This is a genomic window from Gemmatimonadaceae bacterium, assembly GCA_036003045.1.
Taxonomy (GTDB): Bacteria; Gemmatimonadota; Gemmatimonadetes; order Gemmatimonadales; family Gemmatimonadaceae; genus JAQBQB01.
The window spans coordinates 37,680-64,563 of the sequence record DASYSS010000002.1 but is presented as its reverse complement, the minus strand read 5'-3'; the positions used below and the strand labels follow the sequence as shown (position 1 = coordinate 64,563).

Here is a 26,884-nt window from a genome sequence, read left to right as displayed (position 1 = left end):
ATAATCCGAGGCGCGCGGGAGTCTCCGTGTGAAACCACGGAGGCTTCATCATGAGTTCACATCGCGATCGCGATGCGGCGGAGTTCGACGCGCACGGAAATACGAGACCGACGGGCAGCAACTACATCACGAACGATCAGAGCGACGACGGCGTCGACCGGCGCGGCTTCCTCCGCTGCATGGCGTGGGCCGGAACGGGCGTCGTCTGGGCGCTCGAGGGCGGGCTTCCGCTCTCGATTCCCCTGAGCCGCATCGGCTCCCTGACCGAGCCGCAGAAGAAGAGCATCTTCTTCGCGCAAATCAGCGACAGCCACATCGGCTTCAGCAAGGAAGCCAACAAAGACGTGACCGCCACGCTGCAGGACGCGGTCGCCAAGTTGAATGCGCTGCCGCAGACCCCGGCGTTCGTGCTGCACACGGGCGACATCACGCAGCTCGCCAAGCCGGAGGAGTTCGATACGGCGCAGCAGGTCCTCACCGGCGTGAAGAGCGAACGAATCTTCTACGTTCCCGGCGAGCACGACGTCGCCACCGACAACGGCGCCTCGTATCTCCAACGCTACGGCAAAGGAACGAAGGGCGGCGGCTGGTACAGCTTCGACCACAGCGGCGTGCACTTCGTCGGTCTCGTCAACGTGCTGAATCTCAAAGCCGGCGGACTGGGCACGCTCGGCCCCGAGCAGCTCGATTGGCTGAAGAAGGACGTGTCGCGGCTCGCGGCGAGCACGCCGATCGTGCTCTTCGCGCACGTGCCGCTGTGGACCGTGTACCCCGAATGGGGCTGGGGTACCGACGATTCCGAGCAAGCGCTCGCGCTGCTCAAGCGATTCGGGTCGGTGACGGTGCTCAACGGCCACATTCATCAGATCATGCAGAAGGTCGAGGGGCACGTGTCGTTTCACACGGCGATGTCGACCGCTTTCCCGCAACCGGCGCCCGGCACGGCACCCGCACCGGGGCCGATGAAGGTCGATCCGGACAAGCTCAAGAGCGTGTTGGGCATTGCCGACGTGACGTTCGTTCCGGGCCGCGGTTCGCTCGCCATCGTCGACGCGACGCTCTCGGGGCAACCGCCGGCATTCGACGAAGCGTCACACGAAGCGATGATGGAGCGGCAGACCAAGCGTCGGACCATCACGCTCGCCGACAACGAGATCGGCATCGACAACTTCAACTTCACGCCGCCGGTGCTGACCGTGAAGCCGGGCACCAAGGTCACATGGATCAACAACGACGACGTGCCGCATCTCATCGTGAGCGTGCAGCGCGCGTGGCGGCAGTCGCCGGTGCTCGACACCGATCAACGCTTCAGCGCGACGCTCGCGTCTCCCGGTACGTACGACTATTTCTGCTCGCTGCATCCCAAGATGCAGGGGAAGATCATCGTGCGCCGCTGAACGCCTTCACGAATTGCTCGAGCTCGGGGCGGTTGAGGTCTGACACCGCCTCGAGCGACATGCCGTTGGACTGCCACGCGATCACGTTGTACCCGTTGCGCGCCGACGCCGTCGTCTCGCCGTTGGCTTCCTTGCGATCGCCCGTGCTCGGCCGGACGTAGACGTCGATCAAGTGTTGACGCCGGCCGTAGACGATGACGGGCACCGCTCTTTCTTGCACGTAGTCGAGCCGCCCGCCGATGAGCGGAAAGCCGATCGAGTCGAGACTCGGAACCGGCGGCGAGAGGTCGACGCGTCCGTTGAACCAGGGCTTCACGTTGTGTTGGTTCGTCGACGCGACGTCGGTGAGATGTCCGGGCATGAGCGCACGGATGTGGCTCGACACGATTTCGTCGGTCACCGAACGGTCCGGCGACACGGCCCGCACGACCGCGAACGTGAGGATGCTGCTCGCTATGGCGATGCCGAGTCCACCAAGTGCAAGCCGCCGTGTAGTCACGGATGTTCCCGACGGCGCGGTGGGGGCCAAGGAATCGGGCTGCGCAAGCGCGACGCGAATCCGCGCCTTGAGCACGTCGGGTGCCTGGTATTTCACGAGCGTCTCTCCAATTCGGCGCGCCGTGGCGGCAAGCGCCACGTGTTCACGCGCGCACTCCGCGCACGATGCGATGTGTTCGCGCACGTCCGCGGCATCCGCGGCCGGAAGTTCGCCGTCGACGTACGCGTCGAGCAGTTCTCGGCATTGAGCGCACGTCATGTCAGCCCGCCTCTCGCGCGTCGTAACCCAGCGCCGACGCCAACCGGCGACGGCCTCTCGCCAGCCGCGACATCACGGTGCCGATCGGGACGCCGACGACGTCGCTGATCTCGCGGTAGCTCAGCCCTTGTACCTCTCTCAACACGATCACCTCGCGAAACTCGGGCGGCAGTCCGTCGAGCGCCCGCTGAAGGGCGGCGCGCTCGGACTGTTCGACCGCCCGTGCGTCCGTCGCCCTGCCTTCGTGCGCCACGTCCACATCGTCGACGAATGAAATGTTCGCCCGCTCGGCGCGGGCCCGATTGTGCCGCGTCAGGCAACAGTTGCGGACGATGGCGAGCAGCCAGGCTCGCGCGTCGCCGTCGCGATAGGTCTCGAAATAGCGGAGTGCGCGCAGCGCCGCGTCCTGCACGGCGTCCTGCGCCTCGTGCGGGTCGCGAAGCAGATAACGGGCGAGCGTGTACGCATCGTCCAGATGCGGTAGCACGATTCGCTCGAAGCGGTCGATGTCGTTGGGGGCGGGGGGCATGCAGGGAATACGTGTTCGGTCACCGGTCACCGGTCACCGGGCGTTTTCACGTCCCAACGACCCGAGACCGGTGACCAGTGACCTGACTTTGCCATCCGCCGATTTATTCCCCTATTCTTCCGGCCCCACGATTCGGCGGCGCCGGAAGCCCCGGTGGCCGGCCGGCGACAGGTCGATCATCAGCGCGATCACGATTCCGATGATCGGGACGGCCGACCAGACGCCGTGATACCAGTGGATGACCGCCGTATACCAGAGGAACGTCGTCGGTAGGAAGATGAATCCGAGGATCGGCCAGAGCGGCGTGGTGAACAGTCCGCGGAACCAGAACGTGAACAGCCACAGCAGCACGATGACCAGCCGCGGCGTGAACAGCGCGATGAATACAAGTAGGCACGGCATGTCTTGCTCTTGTCCGGTTGTTCGCCCTCAGAAGTTTCGGTCCACCGGTTTACCCGTCCACCCGACTTCACATTCCCCACCCCGGCTCATACGTCCGCGACCACTGCTTCGCCGCCTCGGAGTCGCCAACGATGTGGCCGCTTGCAGGATCCGTGCGCAGCGCCCGTCCCGTCGCCTGCGCGATGTTGCCGAGGTGACAAAGGAGCACGGTCGTCGCGCCATCCTCGATCGGCGCGCGCAGCTTGGCGCCGGTGCGAATTCCGTCGAGAAAGTTGTCCATGTGAATCGACGTTGCGGCGTCGTCGCCCGTGAGCTCCAACCCGTCGCCCGCCTTGGGCTCGATGTTTCGCGTCGTCTCTTTTCCTTTGAGATCGTAGACGACGTATCCATCGCGGTCGACGACGAGCGTTCCGCTCGTCCCGTACACCGCCGTGCCGCGCGACCGATCGAAGGTCTTGCAGCCGTTGCAGCTCTCGCCCTGCCAGATGATCGTCTTGCCGCCGGCGAACTCGAACGTCGCTTCCTGGGTGTCGGGGAACTGCCAATCGTCGTCGTAGTGCCGGCGGCCGCCGCTCGACAACACACGCGTCGGATGCTCGACGCCGAGCGCGAGACGGGCAATGTCGATCTCGTGCGTGCCGTTGTTGCAGATCTCGCCGGTGCCCCAGTGCGTGAACCAATGCCAGTTGTAATGGATCAGGTTGTCGCGATACGGCATTCGCGGCGCCGGACCCTGCCAGAGGTCGTAGTCGAGATTCTTCGGAACCGGTGCCGTTTTCCCCTTGCCAATACCGACGCGCGTGTTCGCGTACCAGGCGCGCGCGAGATACGGACGGCCGATCACGCCGTCCTTGATGCGCTGGAGCGCCTCGATCGTTCGCGCCGACGAGCGCTGCTGCGTCCCCATCTGGACGACGCGATGTGTGTCGCGCTGCGCCGCGACGAGCAGTTCGCCCTCCCGCGCGTTGTGGCCGCACGGCTTTTCGACGTAGACGTGCTTGCCGGCCTTCATCGCCAGAATCGCCATCGGCGCGTGCCAGTGGTCGGGCGTCGCGATCGACACCGCGTCGACGGTCGGATCCTCGAGCGCCTGGCGGAAATCGCCGATCGACTTCGGGGCGCGCTCGGCCGATTTCATCTCGCCGCCCGCCTTCGCCAGCACGGTCGAGTCGACGTCGGCGATGTACGCCACCGACGAGTTCTTGAGCCGCGAGAAGTTCTGGGCGTGCACCATGCCTCGGCCGTTCAACCCGAACACGGCGACCGAGATGTGGTCGTTCGGCGAGCGGGATCGGAGCAGCCCGGGCGCGTGCGACGTCATCACGAGACCCAGTCCCGTGGCGGACGCCGTCTTGAGAAACTCTCGTCGATCTACGCCGTCGTCGTCGGGCGTCATGGCTTGAGCTCCCGAATCTTGATGTCGCGGTAGTACGTCTCGTCGTTGTGATCCTGCAAAATGATGTGTCCTGTGCGGCGATCGGCAAATCCCGGAATCGTGTGGTACTTGCTCTTTGCGAGCAGCGAATCCATGCGGGGAGTGCCGAGGTAGAACTCGACGATCTTCGCCCCGTTGAGCCAATGCTCGCCGTGTCGTCCCTGAAAGACGATCCGCGATGTGTTCCACTGACCCACCGGCATCAGCCTCTTCGCGCCGTTGGGGGAGATCAGATCGTACAGCGATCCCGCGAGATGCGACGCGATCTTGTTGTCGTCGCTCAGCGAATCGTCGAGCACCTGGTACTCGAATCCGAGCGCCGCGTGATTCGACGCATGCGCGAGGGAAAACTCCTCCGACACGTTGTATTTCACGCCGCTGTTGGCGCCTGGCGCGACCTTCCATTGGAAGGACAACTCGAAGTCGCCGAACGTGTCGACCGTCATGAGGTCACCGCCGTTTGCCGGCTGACCGTCCGCGATCTTCGCGACCTTCCCGCTCGGAATCTTCTCGATCGTCCCGTCCACGACGCGCCAGTGCGCGGTAGGGACCGAGTCGTAGCCGAGCCCACGCCAACCCTTCAGCGTCCTGCCGTCAAAGAGCAGCTGCCACCCCGCGGCTCGCTCGGCGGACGTCAACGTGTTCGGTGCCGTCTGTGCCGCAATTGGCTGTGCGAGCGCGAGGAAGAGGAGAACGCAGTTTCGTCGCATGCAGTGACGATACGACCACCGCGCCCGGGCGCAAGCGCCGGTCTCCCGGGCTGGCACTCTATCGGGCGCCTTCTAAACCGCTCAACGCAGAGACGCGGAGGCGCAGAGAGACACAGAGAACAATCGAAGTCCGTCGCTCAACTAACCGGATTCTTGGAGACTGCCGCTCGGGGAGCTTCGGATTGGAAGGTCAGACGCCGGCGCGTTGGAGCATCCCGAGCGGCTTTCAACAAAAAGGTCCGCTCGTTGCGCGCCGACGCTGATCGCACCCGGGGGCCTCTCAGCATCCTCAGCGTCCTCAGCGTCCTCTGCCTCTCTGCGGTGAGCGGTTGCGGTTTGCGGTTTGCGGTTTGCGGTTTGCGGTTAGTCCGCCGCGTCTCCGCTGGACTTCGCGAGCTGCCCGTCGACGGCGATCAAGTTGGCAGTGGCCGCAACCGGCACCGGAACCGGTGCATGGCCCTCGTCCGCGCGTTTCTTCTTTCCGAACCGCGCGAAGAAGCGGGCGCCGCGCTCACTGAGCGTATCCATGTAGGTGTAGAACACCGGTGTCACGTACAACGTGATCAACTGCGAGAACGCGAGGCCGCCGACCACGGCGATGCCGAGCGGGCGGCGGGACTCGGATCCGGCGCCGGTCGAGACGGCGATCGGCAACGTGCCCATCAGCGCGGCCATCGTCGTCATCATGATCGGGCGGAAGCGGATCAAGCACGCGTGCACGATCGCGTCGGCCGGCGCGCGACCTTCCGAGCGCTCGGCCTCGAGCGCGAAGTCGATCATCATGATCGCGTTCTTCTTTACGAGACCGACGAGCAGGATGATGCCGACGAACGCGTACACGCTGAGATCGATCTTGAAGATCAGCAGCGTGAGCAGAGCGCCGAACGCCGCGAACGGCAGACCCGACAGAATCGTGATCGGATGGATGAAGCTCTCGTACAACACACCGAGCACGACGTAGATGACGAAGATCGCGATGCCGAGCAGCGCGAGCATGCCGGCCTGCGTCGACTGAAACGCCTGCGCCGTGCCGGAGAACCCCGTATTGATCGACGCCGGCAGCGTTTTGTTGGCGATCCGTTGCACTTCGTCCGTCGCTTGGCCGAGCGCCACGCCCGGCCGGAGGTTGAACGACAACGTCACCGACGGGAGCTGTCCCGAGTGGTTGACGCTGAGCGCGCCCGCGGTCTGCGTGATCCGCGCCACCCCGCCGAGCGGGACGAGGGCGCCGGTCTTCGAGCGAACGTACAGCATGTTCATCGCCGACAGGTCGAGCTGATACTGAGGCAACAGCTCCATCACGACCCAGTACTCGTCGTTCGGCGTGTAGATGGTGGAGACCTGGCGCGAGCCGTAGGCGTCGTACAGCGCGGTCTCGATCTGGTCCGCGGTGACCCCGAGCTGCGCCGCGCGCTCACGATCGATCTCGACGCTCGCCTGCGGTTGGCCGAGCTGGAGGTCGGTCGTCACGTCCTGGAGCAACGGCGACTTGCGCGCCTGCGCGACGAGCGCATCGGCGGCCGGATACAGCGTCGTGATGTCGGAGCTCTGCATCGTGAACTGATACAGGCTCTTCGACACGCGACCGCCGATCTGAATCGGCGGCGGATTCTGCATGTAGACGACGATGCCCGGGATTTTCGCGAGCTTCGGCCGAAGCTCCTTGATCATGTCGTCGACGTTCACGCGTTCATCGCGCGGCCGAAGGCCGATCAAGAGGCGCCCCTGATTCGTTCCGGAGACCGTCGAGCTGCCGCCGATCGCCGAATAGAAACCCGCGATGTTCGTATCCGCCGAAAGGATCGCATTCACCTGCTTCTGGTGCACGACCATGTCGTCGAACGACGTACCCTGCGCCGTTTCCGTCGTCACGAAGAGCTGGCCGTTGTCCTGGCTTGGGATGAACCCTTTCGGGATCAGCACGAAGAGCACGACCGTGCCGACGAGGATCATGAACGAGAACGCCATCGACAGCGGGCGATGGTTCATCACCCACTCGAGGCTCCCCTTGTACTTCGCCAGGAGCCAGTCGTAGCCGGCTTCGGTGATCTGATAGGCGCGCCCGTGCGTCTCGCCGTGCTCGTGCGGCCGCAGGAAGCGGCTCGACAGCATCGGCGTGAGCGTCAGCGACACGAAGCCCGAGACGAGGATCGACACGGCGATCACGACGGCGAACTCGTGGAACAACCGCCCGACGATCCCGCCCAGGAACAGAATCGGGATAAAGACGGCGGTGAGTGAGATCGTCATCGACAGAATCGTGAATCCGACTTCCGCCGCGCCGTCCACCGCCGCTCGCATCGGCGGCTTGCCCATCTCCATGTGGCGGACGATGTTCTCGAGCATCACGATCGCGTCGTCGACCACGAAGCCGACGGCGAGCGTCAGCGCCATCAGCGACAGATTGTCCAGACTGTAGTCGAGCAGATACATCACCGCGAACGTGCCGATCACCGAGATCGGCAGCGCCAGGCTCGGGATCAGCGTCGCCGACACGTTCCGCAAGAACAGGAAGATCACGGCGATGACGAGGAACAGGGTCAGCACCAGCGTGAACTTCACGTCGCGCACCGACTCGCGGATCGTCGCCGCCCGATCGTACATCAGCGTCATGTTGACGCTGGCCGGGATCTGCTTCTGCAGCTTCGTCATCTCGGCCTTCACGGCGTCGGCGACGGCGACGGTGTTGGTGCCGGGCTGTCGCTGAATGGCGAGGATGACGCCGCGGGTGTAGTCGTTCTTCTGCGCGAACCACGCAATCGACTTGTTGTTCTGAATGTCGTCGAGCACCTGGCCGATGTCGCCGAGGTGGATCGGCGCGCCGTTGCGATACGTGACGACGAGCCGGCGGAACGACGACGCGTTGTTCAACTGGCCGTTCGCCTGGACCGTGTACGTCTTCGTCGGGCCGTTGAGCACACCCGTCGGCAAATTCACGTTCTGGTCGTTGATCGCGTCGGCGACTTCATCGATGCCGATCTGCCGGCTCGCCAACGCGTTTGGATCGAGCTGGATGCGCACCGCGTATTTCGCCGACCCGTAGACGTTCACTTGCGCCACGCCCGGGATCATCGAGATGCGCTGCGCCATGAAGGTCTCGGCGTACTCGTCGAGCTTGGAGATCGGCATCAGGTCCGACGTGAAGCCGTAGAACACGATCGGCTGGTCGGCCGGATTCACTTTCTGATATGACGGCGGGATGATGCCCGGCGGCAGGTTCTTGAGCGTCTTGGCGATCATCGCCTGGACGTCCTGCGCCGCGGCGTCGATGCTCCGGTCGAGCGAGAACTGAATCGTGATGTTGCACGCGCCCAGGCTCGACGTCGACGTCATGTTGTCGATGCCGGCGATGGTCGAGAACTGTTTTTCGAGCGGCGTCGCGACCGCGGAGGCCATCGTCTCCGGGCTCGCGCCCGGCAGACTCGCGCTCACCGTCAGCGTCGGATAGTCGACCGTCGGGAGATCGCTCACCGGCAGTCGCTTGTACGCCGTGATGCCGAAGAAAAGAACCCCCAGCATCACGAGCACCGTCGTGACGGGCCGCCGAATGAACAGTTCGGAAAGATTCATGGCGTAGCGCCGCTCCCCGCTTGTACCGCCTCCGCCGACGCCGACGTGCTCGGCGCCGCCTTCACATCGACCCGGGCGTTCGGCGTCAGACGCGACTGCCCGTCGACCACGACCTGCTCGCCGGGCTCGAGTCCTTTGTCGATCGTCGTCATGTCACCCGTGCCCACCGACCGACCGACTGATACCGGCCGCACCTTCGCGACCTTGTCGTTCCCGACGACGAATACATAGTTGCCTTGCTGCCCGGCGAGCACCGCGCGCGTCGGCACCGCGACCACGCCGGCCTGCACCTCGAGCTCCACGCTCACGCGAACCGCTTCGCCCGGCCAGAGCACGTTGTGCTGGTTCTGGAACCGCGCCTTGGCGCTCACGCTCGCCGTGAGAGAATCGACCGCGTTATCGAGAAACGCCAGGGTGCCGGTCTCGTCGATACCGCCGCTGTCGGCCGTGACCACGCGAACTGGAACGTTGCCCCGAACGTTGCGCCGCTGGAGCGCGGGGAAGTCGTGCTGCACGATCGGGAATCGCACCAAAATTGGACGCAATTGATTGATCACGACGAGAGCGTCGTTGTTCGCGCGCACGAGATTGCCGCGGCGAACGAGCAACCGTCCCGTCCGCCCCGCGATCGGCGAGCGAATCGTGGCGAAGTCGAGATTGAGCCGCGCGTTGTCGACCGCCGCCTTGTCGGACTGCACGGTCGCCTGCATCGCTTCGGCCGCCGACTGCGCCTGATCGGCCTGCGATTTCGTCACGTAATCTTTCTCGACGAGCGCCTTGTACCGCTCGGCGTCGCGCTGCAGCGACTGCGCCTGCGCCTGATCGCGCAGGAGCGCCGCTTCGGTCTGACGAAGCGTCGCCGCAAATGGACGCGAGTCGAGCTTGAAGAGAACTTGGCCCGCCTGGACCTCGTCGCCTTCGTTGAACATCACGGTGTCGAGCGTGCCGCCCACTTGCGACAACACCGACACCGTCTGCATCGGCTCGACCACGCCGTTCGACTCGAGCGTGAGCGGCGCGGAAATCTTGCTCACCGACGCGACTTGAACGGGAACCGGCGGCGCCTGTTGCGCGGGCGGTTTCGAGCACGCGGCAACGACGGCCGTCAAGACGGCGCACCCGTCGCGAAGCGAGACCAATCGCATTCTCATCAGCGCGGCCTCACGTTCGGCAGAGGAGTAAACGGCGAGAAGCTCGTATCGCCGCGCGAATTCAACACGCCGACATCGTGCGCGAGCTGCGCGAGCGAAGTCCGCCATTGCCATCGCGTGTCGACGTCTTGCGCGCGCGCGCTGGCCAGCGCCGACTGTGCGACCAGCAGGTCGACGATGCTGCCGACCCCTTCCTTGTAACGCCCGCGCGCGACCGACTCGGACTGGATCGCGCTCGTGAGGAGGTCGTGCGCGGTCCTGACGCGGTCGGCGGCGGTGCGGAGCGTGTAATAGGCGGTGAACACCTGCTGAATGACCTGTTGACGGGTGGCTTCGGTGCGCGCGATCGCCGCCTGGTACTGCTCACTAGCCGCGGCCACGTCGTAACCATTTGCGAATCCGGTGAACACGGGCATCTGCACACCGACAGTGACTGAATAAGAGTTACCGGCGAAACCCGAAACGTTTGAGGCGTTGTTGCCGCCGATCGCGGAAAACGACAGCGCCGGTAAATACCCCGATTTCGCGACCCTGATCTGTGACGACGCCGCGGCCGCCGCGGCACGCGCTTGCGCGAGCTCCGGACGGTTCCGAATCGCTAAATCGATCAGCGAATCGACCGACTGCGCCACAAAGAAAACTGAATCCGTCGCCGGAACGTCGGGAATCTCGAATGGCGTGTTCGCGGGAAGACCCATCGCCACGGCGAGCGCGCCGCGCGCGACCTGCGTGGAACCTTCGAGGGTCTCGAGGTCGAGTTCGGCTTGCGAGCGAGCCGTTTGTGCTTGCAACACGTCCGCGATCGTGGCCAGGCCGACACGATGCCGCTCGCTCGCCGCGTCGAGCGCGGCCGTGGCGAGATCGACTGACGACTTCTCCGCGTCGCGTTGCGCGCGCGCCGACAGGTAGCTGAACGCCGCCCCCTCGACTTGGAGAATCGTGTTCTCGACGGTCGAGTTGTGTGCGAGGTTCGCCGCCACCGCCGTCTGCCGGGCGACGTCGATCGTGCCGGACCGTCCGCCGAAGTCGAGCACCGTGTAGGTGAGCGTGAGCGTCGGACCGGCCTGCGATCGCGTCGACGCCGGACGACCCGTGGTGCCAAGCACGCGCGAGTTGTTCACCGTCGCGCCGGCGGAGATGTTCGGATAGAGGCGGCTCTCGCTCGATCCGTAGACGTCGGCGCTGGCGCGTGCCTGCAGCCAGGTGTTGCGCGTCGCGGGGCTGTTGCGGAGCGCGACGTCGACGACGTCGGCGACGGTGAGCTTTTTCAGTTCGTCGGCGCTCGGCGCACCGACGATCGGGTGCGACGCAGGCTTCGCGTCACGCGCTGCCGCGTTGACGACGCTCGACGACGGAGTCCAAAGGGTGGCCGCGCTGGTTGGTGAAGACGCCGAGCCGTCGATCGAGGGCGTGGGATGAACGCACGCCGTGCCTGCCGTCAGGAGGTAAGAGAATGCGAATAGGGATCCGGTCTTGGCCTTCACGGCTTCCTGGCTGATCCCGCTTGCGTGGCTTGCGGTTCCCCACTCGGCTTGGCGGCCGCCGGCTTCGGCGCGCTCGCTGCCGCGGGTTTACCTGCTTGCGTCCCGCCGGATCCCGTGGCCGCCCCGACCTCCGACGTCGGTGCGCGACGAATGTTCGCCGCGATTCGAAGCGTCGGCGGAACGGCCGGTTTCCCTATGATGATGGCGCCCAGCATGACCACCTTGTCGCCTTCCTTGACCCCGTCCGTGATCTCTTGCACGCGCAGATCCGTCGGACCCGTCTTTACCAGACGCATCTCGTACGATCCATCGGCGAGTGCGACGACGACGTATCGCCCCGGCACGCCGGTCGTTCCTTCGGTGCCGAGGAGGTCCTTCCGCATCTGCGAGGTGATCGTGTCCACCGAGAGACCGAACATGCGCGCCACCGGCGCGAGCTCGTTCGTCGGCCGAATGGCGTCGATGGGCAACTGCACGACTTGAGACAGATCGGCGGCGCGGATCGTGACTTCGCCGTTCATGCCCGGCATCAGCAGACCGTCCTTGTTGCTGATGCTCACCAACGCCTGGAAAAACGTCACGCCCTGCGTGACCACGGCCTGCGGCTCGACCTTCTCGACGACACCGTCGAAGATGTGGTCCGGGAAAGCGTCGACGGCGACCGACGCCGGTTCGCCGACGCGGACGTTCGCCATTTCCACTTCGTCGATCGTCACGCGCATGCGTACGCGTCCGAGATCGGCGATGGTCATGAGCGTCGTACCGCCGTTCGCCGACGTCGCCGACGTGATGATCGTGCCCTGCGTCGTCGGACGGCTTACCACCGTGCCGCCGAGCGGAGCCTCGACCGTCGCATCCTCGAGCGCCTGGCGGCGCAGGTCGAGCGCGGCGCGGCTGCTGACGAGATCAGCTTGCGCCGCCGTGAGCGTCGCCTTGCTGCTGTCGTGTTCCGAGGCGGTGATGACGTGCGCCGCGAACAGCGAGTCCTGCCGCGCTTGATCGCGCTTGGTCGCCTGAAGACTCGTATACGAGACGACGTCGTCGGCGACGGCCTGGTCGTACTGATTTTTGACGTCGCGCGGGTCGATCTTCGCGATCTCCTGACCCTTCTTCACGACGGACCCGACTTCGACGGGCAGCGCGATGATCTGACCTTGAGCCTTCGATTTGATGTCGACCGGGTTGATCGGCTCGACCGTGCCGGTCGCTTGAACGCGAACGGCGATGTTGCCGCGTGTGACCGCCGTAGTCGGCAGCGGCGCTTGCTCCGCCTTCTTGTTCTCGCAGGCGGCGAGCGCCGCGATGGCGGACGCGACGGCGAGTAATGGTATACGTCGAACTGACATGGGTTTCGGTGGGGAGACGCTCTCGGGCACGGTGAAAACTTACGCGCCGGCGAGCGGATTGGAACAAAACGGCGCCCCCGAACGGAGGCGCCGCCGCGTTCATCTATAAGGTGGTACGTGTGGGAGGGGGTAGGTGTTGACCCGGGGACGGGTAGGCCCGCCGTCAGTGCCCCGCCTCCACCGGCCCGTGTGACCTTGGCTTCCTCAAGATCAGGATCGCCGGGGCGATGAGCACGAACGTCGCCAAAATCAACATCCACGCGTCGTTGTAGCTCAGCATGGTCGCCTGGCGCATCAGCGCCCCGTCGAGGATGGCCAGCGCACCCTGTTTGGCCTGCACTGCCGAGTATCCTTTTGCCACGAGACCGGCCACCGCCGCGTTTTGCCGTGCGACGAGTTGCGGGTTCTCGATGTACGTGTTGGCGGTCAGCATCGCCCGGTGCATCGCGACCTGATGGTCTAGGAAAGTCGTGATAATGGCGATTCCGAAGGACCCGCCCAACTGCCGAGCCAGGTTGATCAAACCGGACGCTTGCTGTGCCTGGCTCGGCTTGAGGTTCGCGTAGGCCACGTTGTTGATCGGCGTGAACAGGAACCCGAGGCCCAGGCCGCGTATGATCAGGGCATACCGGGCTTCCGGTTCGCCGGCATCGACCGTGAGGTGCCCAAGCCGCCACATGGCGACGACGAACAGCGACACGCCGATGTAGATCAGCACGCGCGCGTCGACCATCGGCTTGGCGCCGTTCAGCATGCGGCCGCAAATGATCGCCGCCACGGCGGTCGCGATGCCGCCGGGCATGAGCGTGAGCCCGGTCTCGGTCGGCGTGAAGTGCAGCAGATTCTGCGTGAACAGCGGAAAGAGAAAAACACCGCCGTACAGACCGAACCCAAGAGCGATGAAGAGGAAGATCGACCCCGCGAGGTCGCGGTTCTTGAGGACGTGGAAGTCAATTACCGGGTGTTTGTTCCTCGGTGACAGTTCCCACCAGAGCATTCCCGCCAATGACACTCCGGCGATGACGCTCAGCCGAATGATCAGCGTGTCGTTGAACCAATCCTTCTCGCGCCCTTCCTCGAGCACGTACTGAAGCGACGCGAGACCGATCGTCAGCAGCGAGATGCCCGCCCAGTCGATCGCCTGCGGCTTCTTCCGCATTCCCGGCGGATCGTGCAGAAAGCCCGTCACCAGGAACGTGGCGACGATGCCGATCGGCACGTTGATGAAGAAGCACCAGCCCCAGTTGTAGTTGTCGGTGATCCACCCGCCGAGCGTCGGCCCCAGCGTCGGCGCGACGATGATGCCGAGGATGAAGATCGCCTGCACCATCCCCTGCTCTTCGCGCGGGAAGATCTGTCGCAGCGTCGCCTGCGCGGTCGACAGCAGCGCGGCGCCTCCCGCGCCCTGCACGACGCGCCACAGGATCAGCTCACCGAGAGTATGCGACGTCCCGCAAAGAAATGACGCCGTCACGAAGATGATGATCGACGCCGTCAGATAGTTGCGTCGCCCGAACGTGGCGGTGAAGAACGCGGTCATCGGCAACACGACGACGTTCGACAGGATGTAGCCCGTGCTCACCCACGCGATCTCCTGGATCGTCGCGCCCAGATTTCCCGCCATCTGCGGGAGCGCGACGTTGATGATCGTCGTGTCGAGTACTTCCATGATCGCGGCCGTGATCAGGCCGAGCAGGATGATCCACCGGTAGTGGTCGCCGTGCTCCTTCTCTTGCGTCTCGAAGCGCGCTCCCGCGGTCCGCTTTCCTACAGCCGATGTCGCCATCAGTCCAATCGTTATGGGGTGCCGGAATCGGCGCGGCGGGTCGCTGACCGACCCTCCCGATGCTACAATCATCGCGCCGATACCGCGCGACGGCCGTGACGGCGGTCGCGCGGTTCACCAAATCTCGTTGGGTGGAGAACTCCGTGTCGCCCCTGCCCGCAACGCTCATGAATCCGACCGCCGCGGCCCATGACTGAGTCGACCGCGGCGGCAGGCGGCGCCGCTACCCCCGCCGCCGGCGCGGTCACGGCCACGCCGGGCCTGGTCGCGACGGGCTCCTGGCTCCGCTCGCTCACCCTCGCGGAGCGCCGAGTCCTCATCGCGGCCGGGCTGGGCTGGATGTTCGACTCGATGGACTTCCTGATTTACGTGCTGGCCATCGGGCACCTCAAATCGTACTTCGGTTTTGGTGACGCCACCGCCGGATTGCTCGGCACGCTGACGCTGGTGAGCGCCGCGGTCGGCGGCCTGTCCTTCGGTGTGATCGCCGACCGCATCGGCCGCGTACGGGCGCTCAACATCACGATTCTCATATACTCGGTTTGCTCGCTCGGCGCGGCGACGTCTCAGAGCGTCGTGCAGCTCGCGGTCTGGCGGGCGTTGCTCGGACTGGGCATGGGCGGCGAGTGGGCGTCGGGCGCGGTCCTCGTCGCCGAATCGATCCGGCCGGAGCTGCGAAACAAAGCGACGAGCGCGATGCAGTCGACGTGGGCCCTCGGCGCGATCCTCGCCGCGGTTCTCGCCGGTCTGGTGCTCGACGTGCTTCCGTTCGGCGATCACGGGTGGCGCGTGCTGTTCGCGCTCGGCGGCCTCCCCGCGTTCTTCACGCTGTGGGCTCAACGACGCGTCGAGGAACCGGAGCTCTGGCGCGCGTCTCGAGCGTCGCCGCACGCTCGGACGAATCCTTACCGCGTCTTGTTCGGCCCCGAGCTTCGCAGGCGGACGCTGCTCGCCTGTCTGCTCGCATCGCTGCTTCAGTTCGCGTATTGGGGGTTGTTTTTCTGGCTTCCGAATCTTCTCGCGTCGCCCATCGAGAAAGGCGGCGCCGGAATGAGCGTCGTGAAGTCGACCGGTTGGCTGATCCCGATTCAGGCAGGCGCGTTCATCGGCTATCTCTCGTTCGGCCCGCTCGCCGATCGGTTCGGGCGTCGGCGAGTGTTCGTCACGTTCGTGACCGCGTCCGCCCTTCTGGTACCGGTGTACGGTCGGCTCGTGCACCATCCGACGCTGCTTTTGCTTCTGAGCCCGGTCCTGGGGTGCGCGGGCCACGCCTACTGGAGCGTCGCCGCGCCGCTCATGTCGGAGCTCTTCCCAACGGCCGTTCGCGCAAGCGGGCAAGGACTCGGCTACAACTCCGGTCGCCTACTTGGTGCCCTGGCACCATACGTCATCGGAGTGCTGGCGGCCGTGCCGAACGTCGGGATCGTCTCGGCGCTAAGCCTCACGTCGGCGTTCTACATCGCGGCCGCCGCGGTCGTCTTCGCGCTACCCGATCAGAGCCGGCAGGCGCTCCACTAAGACGTTCGCAAAAACTTCAACGCAGTTGACGCAGATGTGAACGACGATCCCGCAGATAAAGACAAAACAATCTGCGGGATCGCTGTTCACCGTCTGCGGGATCTGTGTCGATTTTTCTAGCCGCGCTTCGTGGCCGGCAACGCGGGTTGTAGCCGCCTATTTCGGCGGAATCGCCGCTATGCACTCGATCTCCACCTTCGCCGAAGGGCTCACGAGCGCGGCGACGGCGACGGTGGATCGGGCCGGCGGTTCCTTCGGGAAAAACTGCGTGTACGCGCTGTTCATGCCCGCGAAGTCTTTGACGTCGGCGAGAAACACCGTGCACTTGAGCACGTTGGCCATCGTGCTCCCCGCCGCTTCGACGACCTTCTGGACGTTCTCCAGCGCGCGCTTGGTCTGCCCCTGAATCGTCGAATCGGGGGCATCGCGCGACGTGCCGAGCTGCCCCGACACGTACAAGATGTTCCCCTCGCGAATGCCCGGGGTGAGCGTCGCCGTGGCGTTCATGCCCGGCGCGGTGACGGACTGCTTCTGCGCGAACGACGACGCCGGTACGACGATGGCTGCGAGAAGCGCGGCCGAGTGGACGAAACGCATGAGGACCTCGCGGCGGACGGTGGGATGTTGGACACCGAATTTCCCCCGTCCGGACGGTGCGCGGAAGGCCCTAGGGAGCGATCGGCGCGGTGGGCTGCGGCGCCTTGAACACGGAATCACGCTTGTACACGTCGTTGGCGAAGTGCAGGTCGCCATCGCGCGCGTACGCCGTGAAGTACACGATGTACACCGGGAGCTTGTTCGGCAGCGCGACCGCGCGGTTGTCCTTCCCCGCCTGCATCGCGGCCGTCACGCTGTCGGCTGTCCAGCCAAGCACGAATTCGGCGAGCGAGTCGGGATGCTGTACGCGAATGCACCCGTGGCTTTCGGCGCGGACGCTCTTGCCGAAGAGCGATTTCTCGTTCGTGTCGTGCAGATAGATGTTGTAGTCGTTCGGAAAGAGAAACTTCACGAGGCCGAGCGAATTGCTCGGGCCCGGTCGCTGGCGCAGCGTGCGTGTGCCGTTCTCCGTCGCCCACTCCATGTTGTTCCGCCGCATGTACGTCGTGTCGGTCTTCAGCTTCGGCAGAATCTCGTTCTTGATGATGTCCTTGGTCGGCCGCCAGTACGGACGGAACACGACCGTCCGCATCACGTCGCTGAACACCGGCGTCGACTTCTCCTTGTAGTCCGCGCCGACGATGACGCGCATCGACAGAGCGCGTTGCCCCGAGTCGTACGCGTCGAGCCGGAACGACGGAACGTTGACGTACACGTAGCGCTGCCCCAGCGCCCGCGGCAGCCAGCGGTGGCGCTCCAGGTTCGTCGCGATCTGGTCGACGCGCTCGTCGGCCGTCACGTTGAGGGCGGCGAGAGTTGCCTTGCCGATCTTCCCGTCGGGCACGAGGTCGTGGCGCGCCTGCCATTGCTTGAGCGCGGAGACGACCGAGTCGGCGGCAATCGTGTAGCCCTCGGCCTCGAGTCTCGATCTCAGCGCTTCTTTGCTCACAGCCGTTGGGACTTCCGCCCAACCGCCCTGCGCCGCGAATCCGCGATAGCGCGTGTAGTCCCGCCGCAGCACCGCATATTCCGAGTCCTGCGGCGCCATCTGCTCGAGGCCGAGACTCATCGACGAGTCCTCGAGCGCGTTGACCAGCGCCGAATCCACCGCGGCCGGACGCGCCGGGATGTACCACGACTGCGAGACCGTGCGCGGATCCACCTGTCCGACGAGCATGTCCGACGCGTAGCCCACGTACGCCGCGGTGAGCAACACGTCCGCGTTGGCGATGTCGGCGGCGGTCGCGCCGCTGTCGATCTTCTGCGCGTCGACCACTTTGTGAATCGAATCGATCGGATAGCGATCGGTCTTCAGCGCGTGCGACGGCGCCGAGTCGAGCGCCGCGAGCAGAGCGGTCGCGCGTTCCTTGATCCCGCCGGACTGAATCCAGAGCGGCGCGTTCGAGTAGTGCGCGTAGAGCGCCTGCACCTTTCTCCAACGATCGGGCGTGACCCAGCTCGGCGGTTTCGCGCTGTCGACGCGCGCCTCGATCGCGGCTTGAACCATTTCCGCGGACACGCCGGCGATCTCTCCAACCTGCTGCGGCACGTACTTCGACGCCTTCGTCCCGTCGTCGCGGCCGCACGACGCCACCGCCAGAGCGATGACCGCCAGACTCACCGAAAGGAGCGTGGCCCGTCTACGCATCGGGCCTACTTGGCGGATCCCCGCCGCACGCCGACCCCGACCGGCTCGGCGAGATACTGATGAACGAACGCGATCGCCATGCTCCCTTCGCCGACCGCGGACGCCACCCGCTTGACCGATCCGTGGCGAACGTCGCCGGCCGCGAACACTCCCGAAGCGCTCGTCTCGAGAAGAAAAGGATCTCGTTCGAGCGGCCATTTGTCCGCTCCCTGTTCTCGAACGAGATCCATGACGTCACGGCCGGTGCAGACATAACCCCATTTGTCTCGAATGATCGAGCGCGGAAGCCACTCGGTGGCGGCATGCGCCCCAATGAAGACGAACAATGCGTCAGTCGGTCGCCGATCAGTTTTTTCCGACCCGACACGTTTTACGTCTATCGCCTCGAGCCGGTCGCCGCCGTGCACCCGCGTCACCTCGGCGCGCGTCTCGATCGTGACGTTGTCCTTGCTGGCCAGCTGATCGATGAGATACTGAGACATGCTGGCGGCGAGCGATGTCCCGCGCACGAGCATCGTGACCGACTCGGCGTAGCCGGAGAAAAGGAGGGCCGCCTGGCCGGCCGAATTCCCGCCGCCGACGAGGTGGATGCGCCCTCCGCGAAGGCTCTGCGCCTCCGCCAGGGCGGCGCCGTAGAAGACCCCGTGCCCAGCGAATCGGTCAATGCCCGGAACGTCCAGACGCCGCCATTGCACGCCGGTCGCCAGCACGAGCGCCTTGGCGGAGATCGGGTTGCCTCCGTCGAGCGTCACCTGGTGAACTGATTCGCCCGAGTCCGACGCGAGGTCGAGGGAATCCGTCCACCGCGTGACGAGAAGCTCCGCGCCGAATCGGGTCGCCTGTTGCCGCGCCCGTCCGCTCAGCTCGTCGCCGGACAGACCCGCGGGAAAGCCGAGGTAATTCTCGATCCGCGACGACGTCCCGGCCTGCCCGCCGCACGCCTCGCGCTCGACGAGCAACGTTCGCAGCCCCTCCGACGCGCCATAGACGGCGCTCGCCAACCCGGCCGGGCCGCCGCCGATCACGACGACGTCGTACTCCTCGTAGTTCGGTTCGATCTGAAGGCCGACGCACCCCGCGATCTGCCGGTTCGTCGGCGCGACGAGAATGCGTCCGTCAGCCAGGACGACGACTGGCAGTTTTGAGAGCTCGAGTCCGTTCGCTTGCGCGAGATTGCCGCCCGGCGCGAGTTCGCGAATGCGGGCCTCGAGATCCGGATCGTCGGCCGAGAGCCAAGAGCACGCGACGCGGTTGCGAGCGAGAAAATCGCGCAGGTCGTGCGATGCGGCATCGCTTCGGTCACCGATGAGAGTCGCCGTCACCTGCCCCTCGTCGACCGCGACGTGCTGCAAGTACTCCACGCGTTCGGCCATCGTCTTCATGATCTGGCCGTTGAGCACTCGGCAGTGGCTCACCAGTTCATGAAAGTCGTTCGCGTCGAAGCGCACGACGCGCGAGGGAACGGTCGCCTGCACGCTGGAGATCGACGGAGCGCCGAGCAGGAGCGGCACTTCGCCGAAGTACGACCCCGGCGTGTGGGTGTGGATGCGCGTGTCGCGCCCCGTGACCGACTTGAAGACGGCAAGCTCGCCTTCGAGGAGCGCGAAGAACGCCGGAGCCTGCCCTTCCATCTGCAGCCATTCGCCCTGACGCAGACGCACGTCGGCCGCACGCGCGGCGAGCGACTCTCGCTCGTTCGGCGGCAGTCCCGCGAACAGTGGAATCTCGGTGAGCAGCTCTCCGGTGATCATCGGTCGTCGCTCACGACAGCGCGGCGAGTATTTCGTCCGTCGATCGCACGCGGCCGATCCGGACGAAGATGTTCTTCACCGCGAACGCGTGCGCGGCGGCGTCAAAGCTCGCCATCGCGTCTTCCGCGAACACGATCGAGTAGCCGCGCTCCCACCCGTCGCGTGCCGTGGACTCGACGCCGAAATTGGTCGAGATGCCGCACATCACGAGCGTGGTGATTCCGCGGCGCCGCAGCTGTAGATCCAGCTCGGTGCCGTAGAACGCCCCCCATTGGTGCTTGGTGATGTGGATGTCGCGCTCGCCGGCACCGAGGGCTGGAGAGAGTACGTCCCATCCATCCGGTCTCGCGCGTGCCACCAGCTCGTCGCAGGGCTGAGACAGCGCGTCGGAGCCGTCCGCGGCGAATGAGACTCGCACCAGCACGAGCTGCGCGCCGGCGGCGCGAAAGTGCGCGCACATCTTGGCGGAGCGGTCGAGGACGTCGGCGCCGGCGTGCGGCGCCACGTGTCGAGCGAGGATTCCCGCCTGAAGGTCGATGACGACGAGCGCGGTCTTCGCTGCGGTGAGCTCGAGAGGCGTGGTCATGAGGCGGTGAAGCGAGCGGAGCGCGGCATGGTTTCGAGTTTGAGACTACTCGCCGCTCATCACGGGGCCAAGCCCGGGTACCACGCGATTCTCTGACACGCGGCGGGTTGACGGCGGCTCGTCCCACGGCGAGCATCAGGCGTCAACGGAGACCCCACGCTCATGGATGGAATCTCAGCCGGTCCGATCACCGAACCTGTCACTGACTACACGCCGCCGGCCGCCGAGGCCCGCGGCTTTTTCGGGCATCCACGCGGGCTCGCGACTCTGTTTTTCACGGAAATGTGGGAGCGCTTCAGCTACTACGGGATGCGCGCGTTTCTCATCCTGTACATGGTCCACGCGCTCAACTTCGACGACAAGCACGCTGGGTCGGTTTACGGAACGTACACCGCCAGCGCGTGGGCGCTCGCGATCTTCGGCGGCATCATCGCCGACCGGTGGCTGGGGCAATACAAGAGCGTGCTGATCGGCGGAATCATCATCGCGATCGGACATTTCACGCTCGCCTTCCACGCGTTGGGGGCTTTCTACAGCGGCTTGGCCTTCATCGCTGTCGGAACGGGGCTGCTCAAGCCGAACGTGAGCGGCATCGTTGGCTCGCTCTACGACAGGAGCGACACGCGCCGCGACGCCGGCTTCTCGATTTTCTACATGGGCATCAACCTCGGCGCCGCGCTGGGCCCACTGGTGGCCGGATATCTCGCACAGAAGGTGGATTGGCACTTGGGGTTTGCGTGCGCTGGCGTCGGCATGACGCTCGGTCTCATCCAGTACGTCGCCGGGCGGCGTCACCTCCAGCCAGCGATCGACCGCCTCGCGCAGCAGCGGAGAGCGGCGGCCGCGGACCGGGCGGCTGACAAGCTCGCACCGACCTCGACGGGCGGAGGAGCGACGTTCGTCGGCTTTACCTCGGTCGAGTGGAAACGCATCGCCGCGATGGCGGTGTTCTTCGTGTTCGCCGCGATTTTCTGGGGCGCGTACGAGCAAGCCGGGTCGACGCTCAATCTGTTCGGCGATCGCTACACGCGCACGACCGTTCTCGGCTTCAGTTTCCCATCGAGTTGGTTCGTGAGCGTGCAGGCGGTGCTCGTCATCGTGCTGGCGCCGGCGTTCGCGTGGTTGTGGACGGCGCTCGGTCCGCGCGAGCCGTCGACTCCCGCGAAGTTCGCGATCGGCCTTTTCTTCGTTGGACTTTCGTTCGTGTTGCTCCTCGTGCCCGCGTTCCGGCTGCAGGCGACGCCGGGGCTCCGCGTGAGCCCGCTCTGGCTCGTCGGCTGTTACTTCATCCAGGAGCTCGGCGAGCTGTCGATTTCGCCGGTCGGACTTTCGGTGTTCACCAAGTTGTCGCCGGTCAAAATCGTAGGCTTCATGCTCGGCGTGTGGTTCCTCGCCGATTCGGTGGGCAACAAGGTCGCCGGGCTTGCCGCGGGCTTCATTTCGTCAGCGCCGATGCCGCAGTTGTTCGGCGTGATCGGCGGCGTGTGCCTGGCCGCGTCCGTGGTCGCCTTCCTCATCATCAAGCCCGTGCGCGGGCTGATGGGCGGCGTTCACTGAGGAGAAGTGGCTGCTGGGCGGTGGGCGGGACTGCGAGAGGCGCGGGCCGGAATCGAACCGGCGAATAGCGGTTTTGCAGACCGCTGCCTTACCACTTGGCTACCGCGCCGCGAACGTCTGCGGAAAAGCAGTCAGAAGGTAAGGCGCGCGCCTTCTGTACGGTAGCTCACGAAGCCCCGGTTGCGAGTCCGATATCCTGGTCGGGCGCTCGGGCCGGCGCTCGGCGGGAAATGACGCCCGCAATCCGCTGACCGATCCTGATCCCCGGGTCTTCGATGAATCGATACGCGAGATACGGCACCACGATCATCAATACCCCAAAAACGGCCAAATGCACCGCCAGAGAACCCGCGGTCTTCACGAATGCGATTATCAGAAGTGGTACGTGCAGCAGGTAGATGCTGTAGGAGTACTTGGCGACCACCTTCGCCGCCTTCGACAAGAACGACGAAGGCATATCGCTGAACAATGGAATCATGAGTCCGACGGTAAGTGGCAGCGGCCAGCCCCGGATCGGCGAATTCCACGCAGGCTGAAGCGCGAGCGAGAAGACCGCCACCGCGGCGAGAAGAATCAGCGGCCACCACTTGCCGTCGAAACGCCGGCGCTGCGCGCCGGCGCTCGAGAGAATTCCGTAGGCGAGCACTCCGGACATGAAACAGGGGCCGAAAATCGCCAGGGCCAGCGGAGTGATGCTGAGCTCCTGCTTGGGATGCGTCAGACAGATAGGAATCCCAACGAGGACGGCGGCGAGAAATAGTCCAAAGGCCGGTCGGGCTCCGCGGCGCGCGAACAGGAAGCACAGCGGCAGCAAGACGTACATCTGTATCTCGATCGGGAGCGTCCACAGCACCGACTCGAGGTTCGGACTTCCAACGAGATTCTGGATCAGCAGGACGTTCGCGGCGATCATGCCTCGGGTCGTGCCGGCAGGCAGCGCGGTAACCACGATGAACGCCACGACCGCGATCGAAAGCGGGTAGATGCGAAACCAGCGCCGGACGTAAAAAGCCTTCACCCATCCTGCTGTGCCGTCCGCGGTCGCGTAGAGACCCTGAGACGAGCGCATCAGGACCAGCGCCGTGTGTACGAAAAAGAGCAGTACGCCCGTTCGTCCCAGCACTTGCTCGACGTAGTGCCAGTCGTCAGCCAGGATTCGCCACAGCAAGTGGTCGAGGAGCACGCACAGAACCGCGACGGCGCGAAGCACGTCGAGGTTGTTCACAGGGAACGCGTCAGACGGCGATTTTGTCGTGACGCTCGGGACCGCGGCGGCCGCAGCTGTACTCACGCCCAACAATGGCAAAGCCGGCTGTGCCGGTCAACGAGCAAACCGCTCCCAAGACGAGATCGTAACGAAGCGTGCCAGGACGAGATACCCGCTCGCGGCTCGCCTGCCGGACTCAACCGACCGTTGCACCTCTCCTCCGTCGCTGCCCGGCATCGGCGTCCTCTCTCGTCTCGTCGACCCGAGCCCGTCTTGACAGCTGCGGCGGATGTAGACATCCTACCCCCTAGGATGTAGACGATCTACATCCAACGAACTCCGAGGCGCTCATGGGCAAGAACGAGCCAAAATCGCGCATCGAGCTGCTCCAAGGCACCCTCGACATGATCGTCCTGCAGACGCTGCGCTGGGGACCGCGTCACGGATATGGCATCGCCCAAATGATTCGCGCCGGCTCCAACGACACGCTGCAAGTCGACACCGGTTCGCTCTACCCCGCGCTGCATCGTCTCGAGCGAAAGAAGTGGATCAGCGCGGAGTGGGACATCTCCGAGAATCGGCAGCGCGTTCGCGTTTACAAGCTCACGACCGCGGGGCGGAGCCAGCTCGCCGTCGAACGCTCCAAGTGGGAGCAACTCTCGCAGGCGATCGCGGGCTTGATGCAGCCCCCGGCGACGGAAGGCGGATCATGAGGTGGCCATTCGGACCCGACGCCGCGCGCGACGCCGAGCTCGACGAAGAGATTCGCGCGCACTTCGCGATGGCCATCGCCGAGCGAATCAAGCGAGGCGAATCGCCTGAACAAGCAACGGCCGCCGCGCGCCGCGAGTTCGGCAACGTCGGTCACGTGAAGGAGGTGACGCGCGAGACGTGGGGTGGAATCTGGCTCGAGCGCCTCGTGCAAGACGTGCATTTCACGTTCCGATCTCTGCGCCGCGCGCCCGGGTTCACCGCCGTCGCCGTGCTGACGCTCGCCCTCGCGATCGGTGTCAACACGACGATGTTCACCGTCGTGAACGGCATCCTGTTTCGTCCTCTTCCGTTCCGCGCTGAAACCGAGTTGTTCGTGATATCGCACGCTCCCGCCGGGCCGTTCATCAATGGTCCGGCGATGTTCGATGCGACCTACGCTGCGTACGCGCCGAAGCAGCACTCGTTCCAGGCCATCACGAGTTACGGCCGCGCCCAGGCGACGATGACGGGCGTCGGCGATCCGACGCGAGTCTCGGTCTCGGGTTCCTCGGACGGGTTCTTTGCGGTGCTCGGCGTGTCGCCGGCGCGCGGGCGCGCGTTCAGTGAGGCGGAGTATCGAGACAGTTCGGACGCTCACGTCATCATCAGCGACGGCCTGTGGCGAGATCGGTTTGCGTCGCGCCCCGACATAGTCGGCCGCGCACTGGACCTCGATGGCGTGCGCCAGACGATCATCGGCGTGATGCCCGCCGGTTTCGATTTCCCGAGTGGAGTGCGCATCTGGAAAACCGCGCCGATCTATCCGAATCCGCACCGCGTTTCGATTCGAGCGGTAATCGGCCGCCTCGCCCCCGGGAGCACGCCGGCTGCGGCGCTCTCCGAGATGCAATCCATCATGAAGGGAATCGAGCACCAACGGTCCGATCTCCAGATTGAACGGTCGGCGGAGGGCGTCATCCCGATTCGCCGCGCGGTGGTCGGCGACGTCCGTCGTTCGTTGCTGCTGTTCGAGGGCGCGGTGGCGTTCGTGCTGCTGATCGCCTGCGCGAACGTCGCCAACCTTCTGCTCATGCGCACGGCGGCACGGCAACACGAGATCACGATCCGCACGGCTCTGGGCGCGGGACGCGGCAGACTGACACGACAATTTCTCACCGAAAGCGTGATCATCGCGCTCGTGGGGGGCGCGCTGGGCGTGGCGATCGCGCTCGGGGGAGTGCCGGCGCTGGTTGCGGCCGCGCCCGCGGATCTGCTCCCGCGCACGCACGACATCAAGATCGATTGGACGGTGTTGGCCGCGACCGCGGCGGCCTCGGTCTTCGCCGGAATCGTTTTCGGCGTCGCTCCGGCTCTCCAATCGACGCGACGTGCCTTGCGCGCGTCACTCGCCGAAAGCGGACAAGCATCGACGGCGCCCCGGGCCGCGCTTCGAAGCACGATCGTGATTCTGGAGTTGGCGCTGGCGCTCGTGCTCTTGGTGGGCACCGGTTTGATGACGCGCTCGTTCTTCCGAATGCGCTCCGTGGGTCTGGGATTCAACCCGGAGAACGTCGTCACGTTCACCGTCGATCTGCCGCACGCGCGCTACCCGACCGCGGCGTCTCTCCAGGATTTCCGAAAGCGAACGGAATCCGCGTTGCGCGGCGTTCCGAATCTCCAGGCGGTGGCAGCCGTCAACTGGCGGCCGATGGGCACCGCGTCGATCGTGGGCGATTTCCGGTACGACGACGGGCGAAAGCCGGGCTTCGTCGTGCTCAAGCCGTGCGTCACGCCGGACTATTTCCGCGTGATGGGAATTCGCCTGCGTGCCGGACGCGCCTTCGCTGACGGCGACGACGAGGCGTCACCGAAAGTGGCGATCGTAAGCGCCGCGGTGGCAAACAAGCTGTGGCCGGCCGGCAACGCGGTCGGCAAACGAATCAGCATGTCCGATGACCCCGGACCGAACGATTGGATCACGGTCGTCGGCGTCGTCGACGACATCATTCAGGATGGCGTGACGTCGCAACCGTCGCCCGCGATCTACGAACCCCTGTCTCAGATCACGTTTGGCCCGTTCATCGATCATCTCGCGTTCGTCGCCCGCAGCGAAGCCGATCCGGCCGTCGTCGAGCGAGAGTTTCTCGGCGTTCTGAAGGCGGTCGATCCGCTTCAAGCCGTTCAGTCGCTCGGCACCATGAACAGTCTCGTCATGCTGTCCATCGCCGAGCCGGTGTTTCAGATGCGGCTGCTCGCGTTGTTCTCGATCCTCGCGATGATTCTCGCGGCGGTCGGGATCTACGGCGTGCTCGCGTCGGCTGTGAACGAGCGCTCGCGTGAATTCGGAATTCGCATGGCGCTCGGCGCTTCGCCCGCGGGAGTCGTGCATCTGGTGCTGCGCCGGACGGCCGCATTGTCGTTCGCGGGCGTCGTCATTGGATTGGCCGCGGCAGTCGGCGTCACTCGGGTCCTCACGAAATTCTTGTTCGGCGTGGCGCCGACTGATCCCCTCACGTTTGCCGTGGTCACCGCGACGCTCGTGGGGACCGCATTCGCCGCGGCGTTCGTACCCGCGCGTCGGGCGAGCCGAGTCGATCCCCTCACGGCAATTCGGCACGAGTGATCGTGGGAGACGGGCCACGACACGAGGGAAGAAGAATTCAACGCAGAGACCGCCAGACTTGAACGACAATCCCGCAGATGACAACCAAAGGTGTTCAATCTGCGGGATCGCTTTCAGAATCTGTGTCGTCTGCGCTG

20 protein-coding genes and 1 tRNA gene are annotated in these 26,884 nt (G+C 65.2%); 5 read left to right on the top strand and 16 right to left on the bottom strand.

Annotated features, from left to right (window positions below):
* Positions 1-50: 50 nt before the first annotated feature.
* Positions 51-1,397 carry a metallophosphoesterase gene (locus VGQ44_00400; protein HEV8445245.1) on the top strand — a complete coding sequence of 449 codons (1,347 nt, stop codon included), beginning with the start codon at positions 51-53 and terminating at the stop codon, positions 1,395-1,397.
* Here the strand turns inward: VGQ44_00400 and VGQ44_00395 are convergent.
* The 10 genes from VGQ44_00395 to VGQ44_00350 form a co-directional block, all read right to left on the bottom strand.
* Complete coding sequence (locus VGQ44_00395; protein HEV8445244.1) at positions 1,381-2,154, bottom strand: anti-sigma factor; 774 nt, start codon at positions 2,152-2,154, stop codon at positions 1,381-1,383. The genes VGQ44_00400 and VGQ44_00395 overlap by 17 nt on opposite strands.
* 1 nt (position 2,155) lies before the next feature.
* Positions 2,156-2,683 carry a sigma-70 family RNA polymerase sigma factor gene (locus VGQ44_00390; GenBank protein ID HEV8445243.1) on the bottom strand — a complete coding sequence of 176 codons (528 nt, stop codon included), beginning with the start codon at positions 2,681-2,683 and terminating at the stop codon, positions 2,156-2,158.
* 111 nt (positions 2,684-2,794) lie between these two features.
* On the bottom strand, positions 2,795-3,085 hold the full coding sequence (locus VGQ44_00385; GenBank protein ID HEV8445242.1) for a hypothetical protein: 291 nt from the start codon (positions 3,083-3,085) through the stop codon (positions 2,795-2,797).
* Between the two features lie 67 nt (positions 3,086-3,152).
* The gene (locus VGQ44_00380) at positions 3,153-4,481 is read right to left on the bottom strand and encodes a Gfo/Idh/MocA family oxidoreductase (GenBank protein ID HEV8445241.1); all 1,329 of its coding nucleotides are present in this window, start codon (positions 4,479-4,481) and stop codon (positions 3,153-3,155) included.
* Positions 4,478-5,230 carry a DUF1080 domain-containing protein gene (locus VGQ44_00375; protein ID HEV8445240.1) on the bottom strand — a complete coding sequence of 251 codons (753 nt, stop codon included), beginning with the start codon at positions 5,228-5,230 and terminating at the stop codon, positions 4,478-4,480. The genes VGQ44_00380 and VGQ44_00375 overlap by 4 nt, the downstream gene beginning before the upstream one ends.
* A gap of 363 nt (positions 5,231-5,593) precedes the next feature.
* Positions 5,594-8,800 carry an efflux RND transporter permease subunit gene (locus VGQ44_00370; protein HEV8445239.1) on the bottom strand — a complete coding sequence of 1,069 codons (3,207 nt, stop codon included), beginning with the start codon at positions 8,798-8,800 and terminating at the stop codon, positions 5,594-5,596.
* A complete protein-coding gene (locus tag VGQ44_00365; protein HEV8445238.1) occupies positions 8,797-9,951 on the bottom strand; it encodes an efflux RND transporter periplasmic adaptor subunit in 1,155 nt (384 codons plus the stop codon). The genes VGQ44_00370 and VGQ44_00365 overlap by 4 nt, the downstream gene beginning before the upstream one ends.
* Positions 9,951-11,435: a TolC family protein gene (locus tag VGQ44_00360; GenBank protein ID HEV8445237.1), complete on the bottom strand. Its 1,485-nt coding sequence runs from the start codon at positions 11,433-11,435 to the stop codon at positions 9,951-9,953. Before VGQ44_00360 ends, VGQ44_00365 begins: the two co-directional genes overlap by 1 nt.
* Positions 11,432-12,781, bottom strand: coding sequence for an efflux RND transporter periplasmic adaptor subunit (locus VGQ44_00355; protein HEV8445236.1), 1,350 nt, complete (start codon positions 12,779-12,781; stop codon positions 11,432-11,434). Before VGQ44_00355 ends, VGQ44_00360 begins: the two co-directional genes overlap by 4 nt.
* A 163-nt stretch (positions 12,782-12,944) precedes the next feature.
* Positions 12,945-14,567 carry a DHA2 family efflux MFS transporter permease subunit gene (locus tag VGQ44_00350; protein ID HEV8445235.1) on the bottom strand — a complete coding sequence of 541 codons (1,623 nt, stop codon included), beginning with the start codon at positions 14,565-14,567 and terminating at the stop codon, positions 12,945-12,947.
* A 189-nt stretch (positions 14,568-14,756) separates the two neighbouring features.
* Between VGQ44_00350 and VGQ44_00345 the strand changes: the two genes are divergently transcribed.
* The gene (locus VGQ44_00345) at positions 14,757-16,085 is read left to right on the top strand and encodes an MFS transporter (protein ID HEV8445234.1); all 1,329 of its coding nucleotides are present in this window, start codon (positions 14,757-14,759) and stop codon (positions 16,083-16,085) included.
* 156 nt (positions 16,086-16,241) lie between these two features.
* Here the strand turns inward: VGQ44_00345 and VGQ44_00340 are convergent, their stop codons facing one another.
* From VGQ44_00340 to VGQ44_00325, 4 genes are all read right to left on the bottom strand, one after another.
* Positions 16,242-16,682, bottom strand: a complete 441-nt coding sequence (locus VGQ44_00340; protein HEV8445233.1) for a RidA family protein — start codon at positions 16,680-16,682, stop codon at positions 16,242-16,244.
* A gap of 70 nt (positions 16,683-16,752) precedes the next feature.
* The gene (locus VGQ44_00335; GenBank protein ID HEV8445232.1) at positions 16,753-18,330 is read right to left on the bottom strand and encodes a L,D-transpeptidase family protein; all 1,578 of its coding nucleotides are present in this window, start codon (positions 18,328-18,330) and stop codon (positions 16,753-16,755) included.
* 5 nt (positions 18,331-18,335) lie between these two features.
* On the bottom strand, positions 18,336-20,081 hold the full coding sequence (locus VGQ44_00330; protein ID HEV8445231.1) for an FAD-dependent oxidoreductase: 1,746 nt from the start codon (positions 20,079-20,081) through the stop codon (positions 18,336-18,338).
* 10 nt (positions 20,082-20,091) lie between these two features.
* Complete coding sequence (locus tag VGQ44_00325; protein HEV8445230.1) at positions 20,092-20,667, bottom strand: hydrolase; 576 nt, start codon at positions 20,665-20,667, stop codon at positions 20,092-20,094.
* A gap of 162 nt (positions 20,668-20,829) precedes the next feature.
* Between VGQ44_00325 and VGQ44_00320 the strand changes: the two genes are divergently transcribed.
* Positions 20,830-22,224 (top strand): peptide MFS transporter, encoded by a 1,395-nt coding sequence (locus VGQ44_00320; protein ID HEV8445229.1) that lies wholly within the window; start codon positions 20,830-20,832, stop codon positions 22,222-22,224.
* A gap of 37 nt (positions 22,225-22,261) precedes the next feature.
* Here the strand turns inward: VGQ44_00320 and VGQ44_00315 are convergent.
* Positions 22,262-22,333: transfer RNA gene (locus VGQ44_00315), tRNA-Cys, on the bottom strand.
* Positions 22,334-22,390: 57 nt separating this feature from the next.
* Positions 22,391-23,449, bottom strand: a complete 1,059-nt coding sequence (locus tag VGQ44_00310; protein HEV8445228.1) for an acyltransferase — start codon at positions 23,447-23,449, stop codon at positions 22,391-22,393.
* A gap of 332 nt (positions 23,450-23,781) precedes the next feature.
* Between VGQ44_00310 and VGQ44_00305 the strand changes: the two genes are divergently transcribed.
* Both VGQ44_00305 and VGQ44_00300 read left to right on the top strand, forming a co-directional pair.
* Entirely contained in the window at positions 23,782-24,144 is a 363-nt protein-coding gene (locus VGQ44_00305; protein HEV8445227.1) for a PadR family transcriptional regulator, read from the top strand.
* Entirely contained in the window at positions 24,141-26,747 is a 2,607-nt protein-coding gene (locus VGQ44_00300) for an ABC transporter permease (protein ID HEV8445226.1), read from the top strand. The genes VGQ44_00305 and VGQ44_00300 overlap by 4 nt, the downstream gene beginning before the upstream one ends.
* Positions 26,748-26,884: the final 137 nt, after the last annotated feature.

Excerpts from the sequence above, each read along its gene's own strand:
- VGQ44_00320 (HEV8445229.1), top strand. The coding sequence starts at position 20,830 with ATGGATGGAATCTCAGCCGGTCCGATCACCGAACCTGTCACTGACTAC.
- VGQ44_00385 (HEV8445242.1), bottom strand. The coding sequence starts at position 3,085 with ATGCCGTGCCTACTTGTATTCATCGCGCTGTTCACGCCGCGGCTGGTC.
- VGQ44_00325 (HEV8445230.1), bottom strand. The coding sequence starts at position 20,667 with ATGACCACGCCTCTCGAGCTCACCGCAGCGAAGACCGCGCTCGTCGTC.
- VGQ44_00365 (HEV8445238.1), bottom strand. The coding sequence starts at position 9,951 with ATGAGAATGCGATTGGTCTCGCTTCGCGACGGGTGCGCCGTCTTGACG.
- VGQ44_00340 (HEV8445233.1), bottom strand. The coding sequence starts at position 16,682 with ATGCGTTTCGTCCACTCGGCCGCGCTTCTCGCAGCCATCGTCGTACCG.
- VGQ44_00375 (HEV8445240.1), bottom strand. The coding sequence starts at position 5,230 with ATGCGACGAAACTGCGTTCTCCTCTTCCTCGCGCTCGCACAGCCAATT.
- VGQ44_00355 (HEV8445236.1), bottom strand. The coding sequence starts at position 12,781 with ATGTCAGTTCGACGTATACCATTACTCGCCGTCGCGTCCGCCATCGCG.
- VGQ44_00350 (HEV8445235.1), bottom strand. The coding sequence starts at position 14,567 with ATGGCGACATCGGCTGTAGGAAAGCGGACCGCGGGAGCGCGCTTCGAG.
- VGQ44_00335 (HEV8445232.1), bottom strand. The coding sequence starts at position 18,330 with ATGCGTAGACGGGCCACGCTCCTTTCGGTGAGTCTGGCGGTCATCGCT.
- VGQ44_00345 (HEV8445234.1), top strand. The coding sequence starts at position 14,757 with ATGACTGAGTCGACCGCGGCGGCAGGCGGCGCCGCTACCCCCGCCGCC.
- VGQ44_00330 (HEV8445231.1), bottom strand. The coding sequence starts at position 20,081 with ATGATCACCGGAGAGCTGCTCACCGAGATTCCACTGTTCGCGGGACTG.
- VGQ44_00400 (HEV8445245.1), top strand. The coding sequence starts at position 51 with ATGAGTTCACATCGCGATCGCGATGCGGCGGAGTTCGACGCGCACGGA.
- VGQ44_00300 (HEV8445226.1), top strand. The coding sequence starts at position 24,141 with ATGAGGTGGCCATTCGGACCCGACGCCGCGCGCGACGCCGAGCTCGAC.
- VGQ44_00380 (HEV8445241.1), bottom strand. The coding sequence starts at position 4,481 with ATGACGCCCGACGACGACGGCGTAGATCGACGAGAGTTTCTCAAGACG.
- VGQ44_00305 (HEV8445227.1), top strand. The coding sequence starts at position 23,782 with ATGGGCAAGAACGAGCCAAAATCGCGCATCGAGCTGCTCCAAGGCACC.
- VGQ44_00395 (HEV8445244.1), bottom strand. The coding sequence starts at position 2,154 with ATGACGTGCGCTCAATGCCGAGAACTGCTCGACGCGTACGTCGACGGC.
- VGQ44_00370 (HEV8445239.1), bottom strand. The coding sequence starts at position 8,800 with ATGAATCTTTCCGAACTGTTCATTCGGCGGCCCGTCACGACGGTGCTC.
- VGQ44_00390 (HEV8445243.1), bottom strand. The coding sequence starts at position 2,683 with ATGCCCCCCGCCCCCAACGACATCGACCGCTTCGAGCGAATCGTGCTA.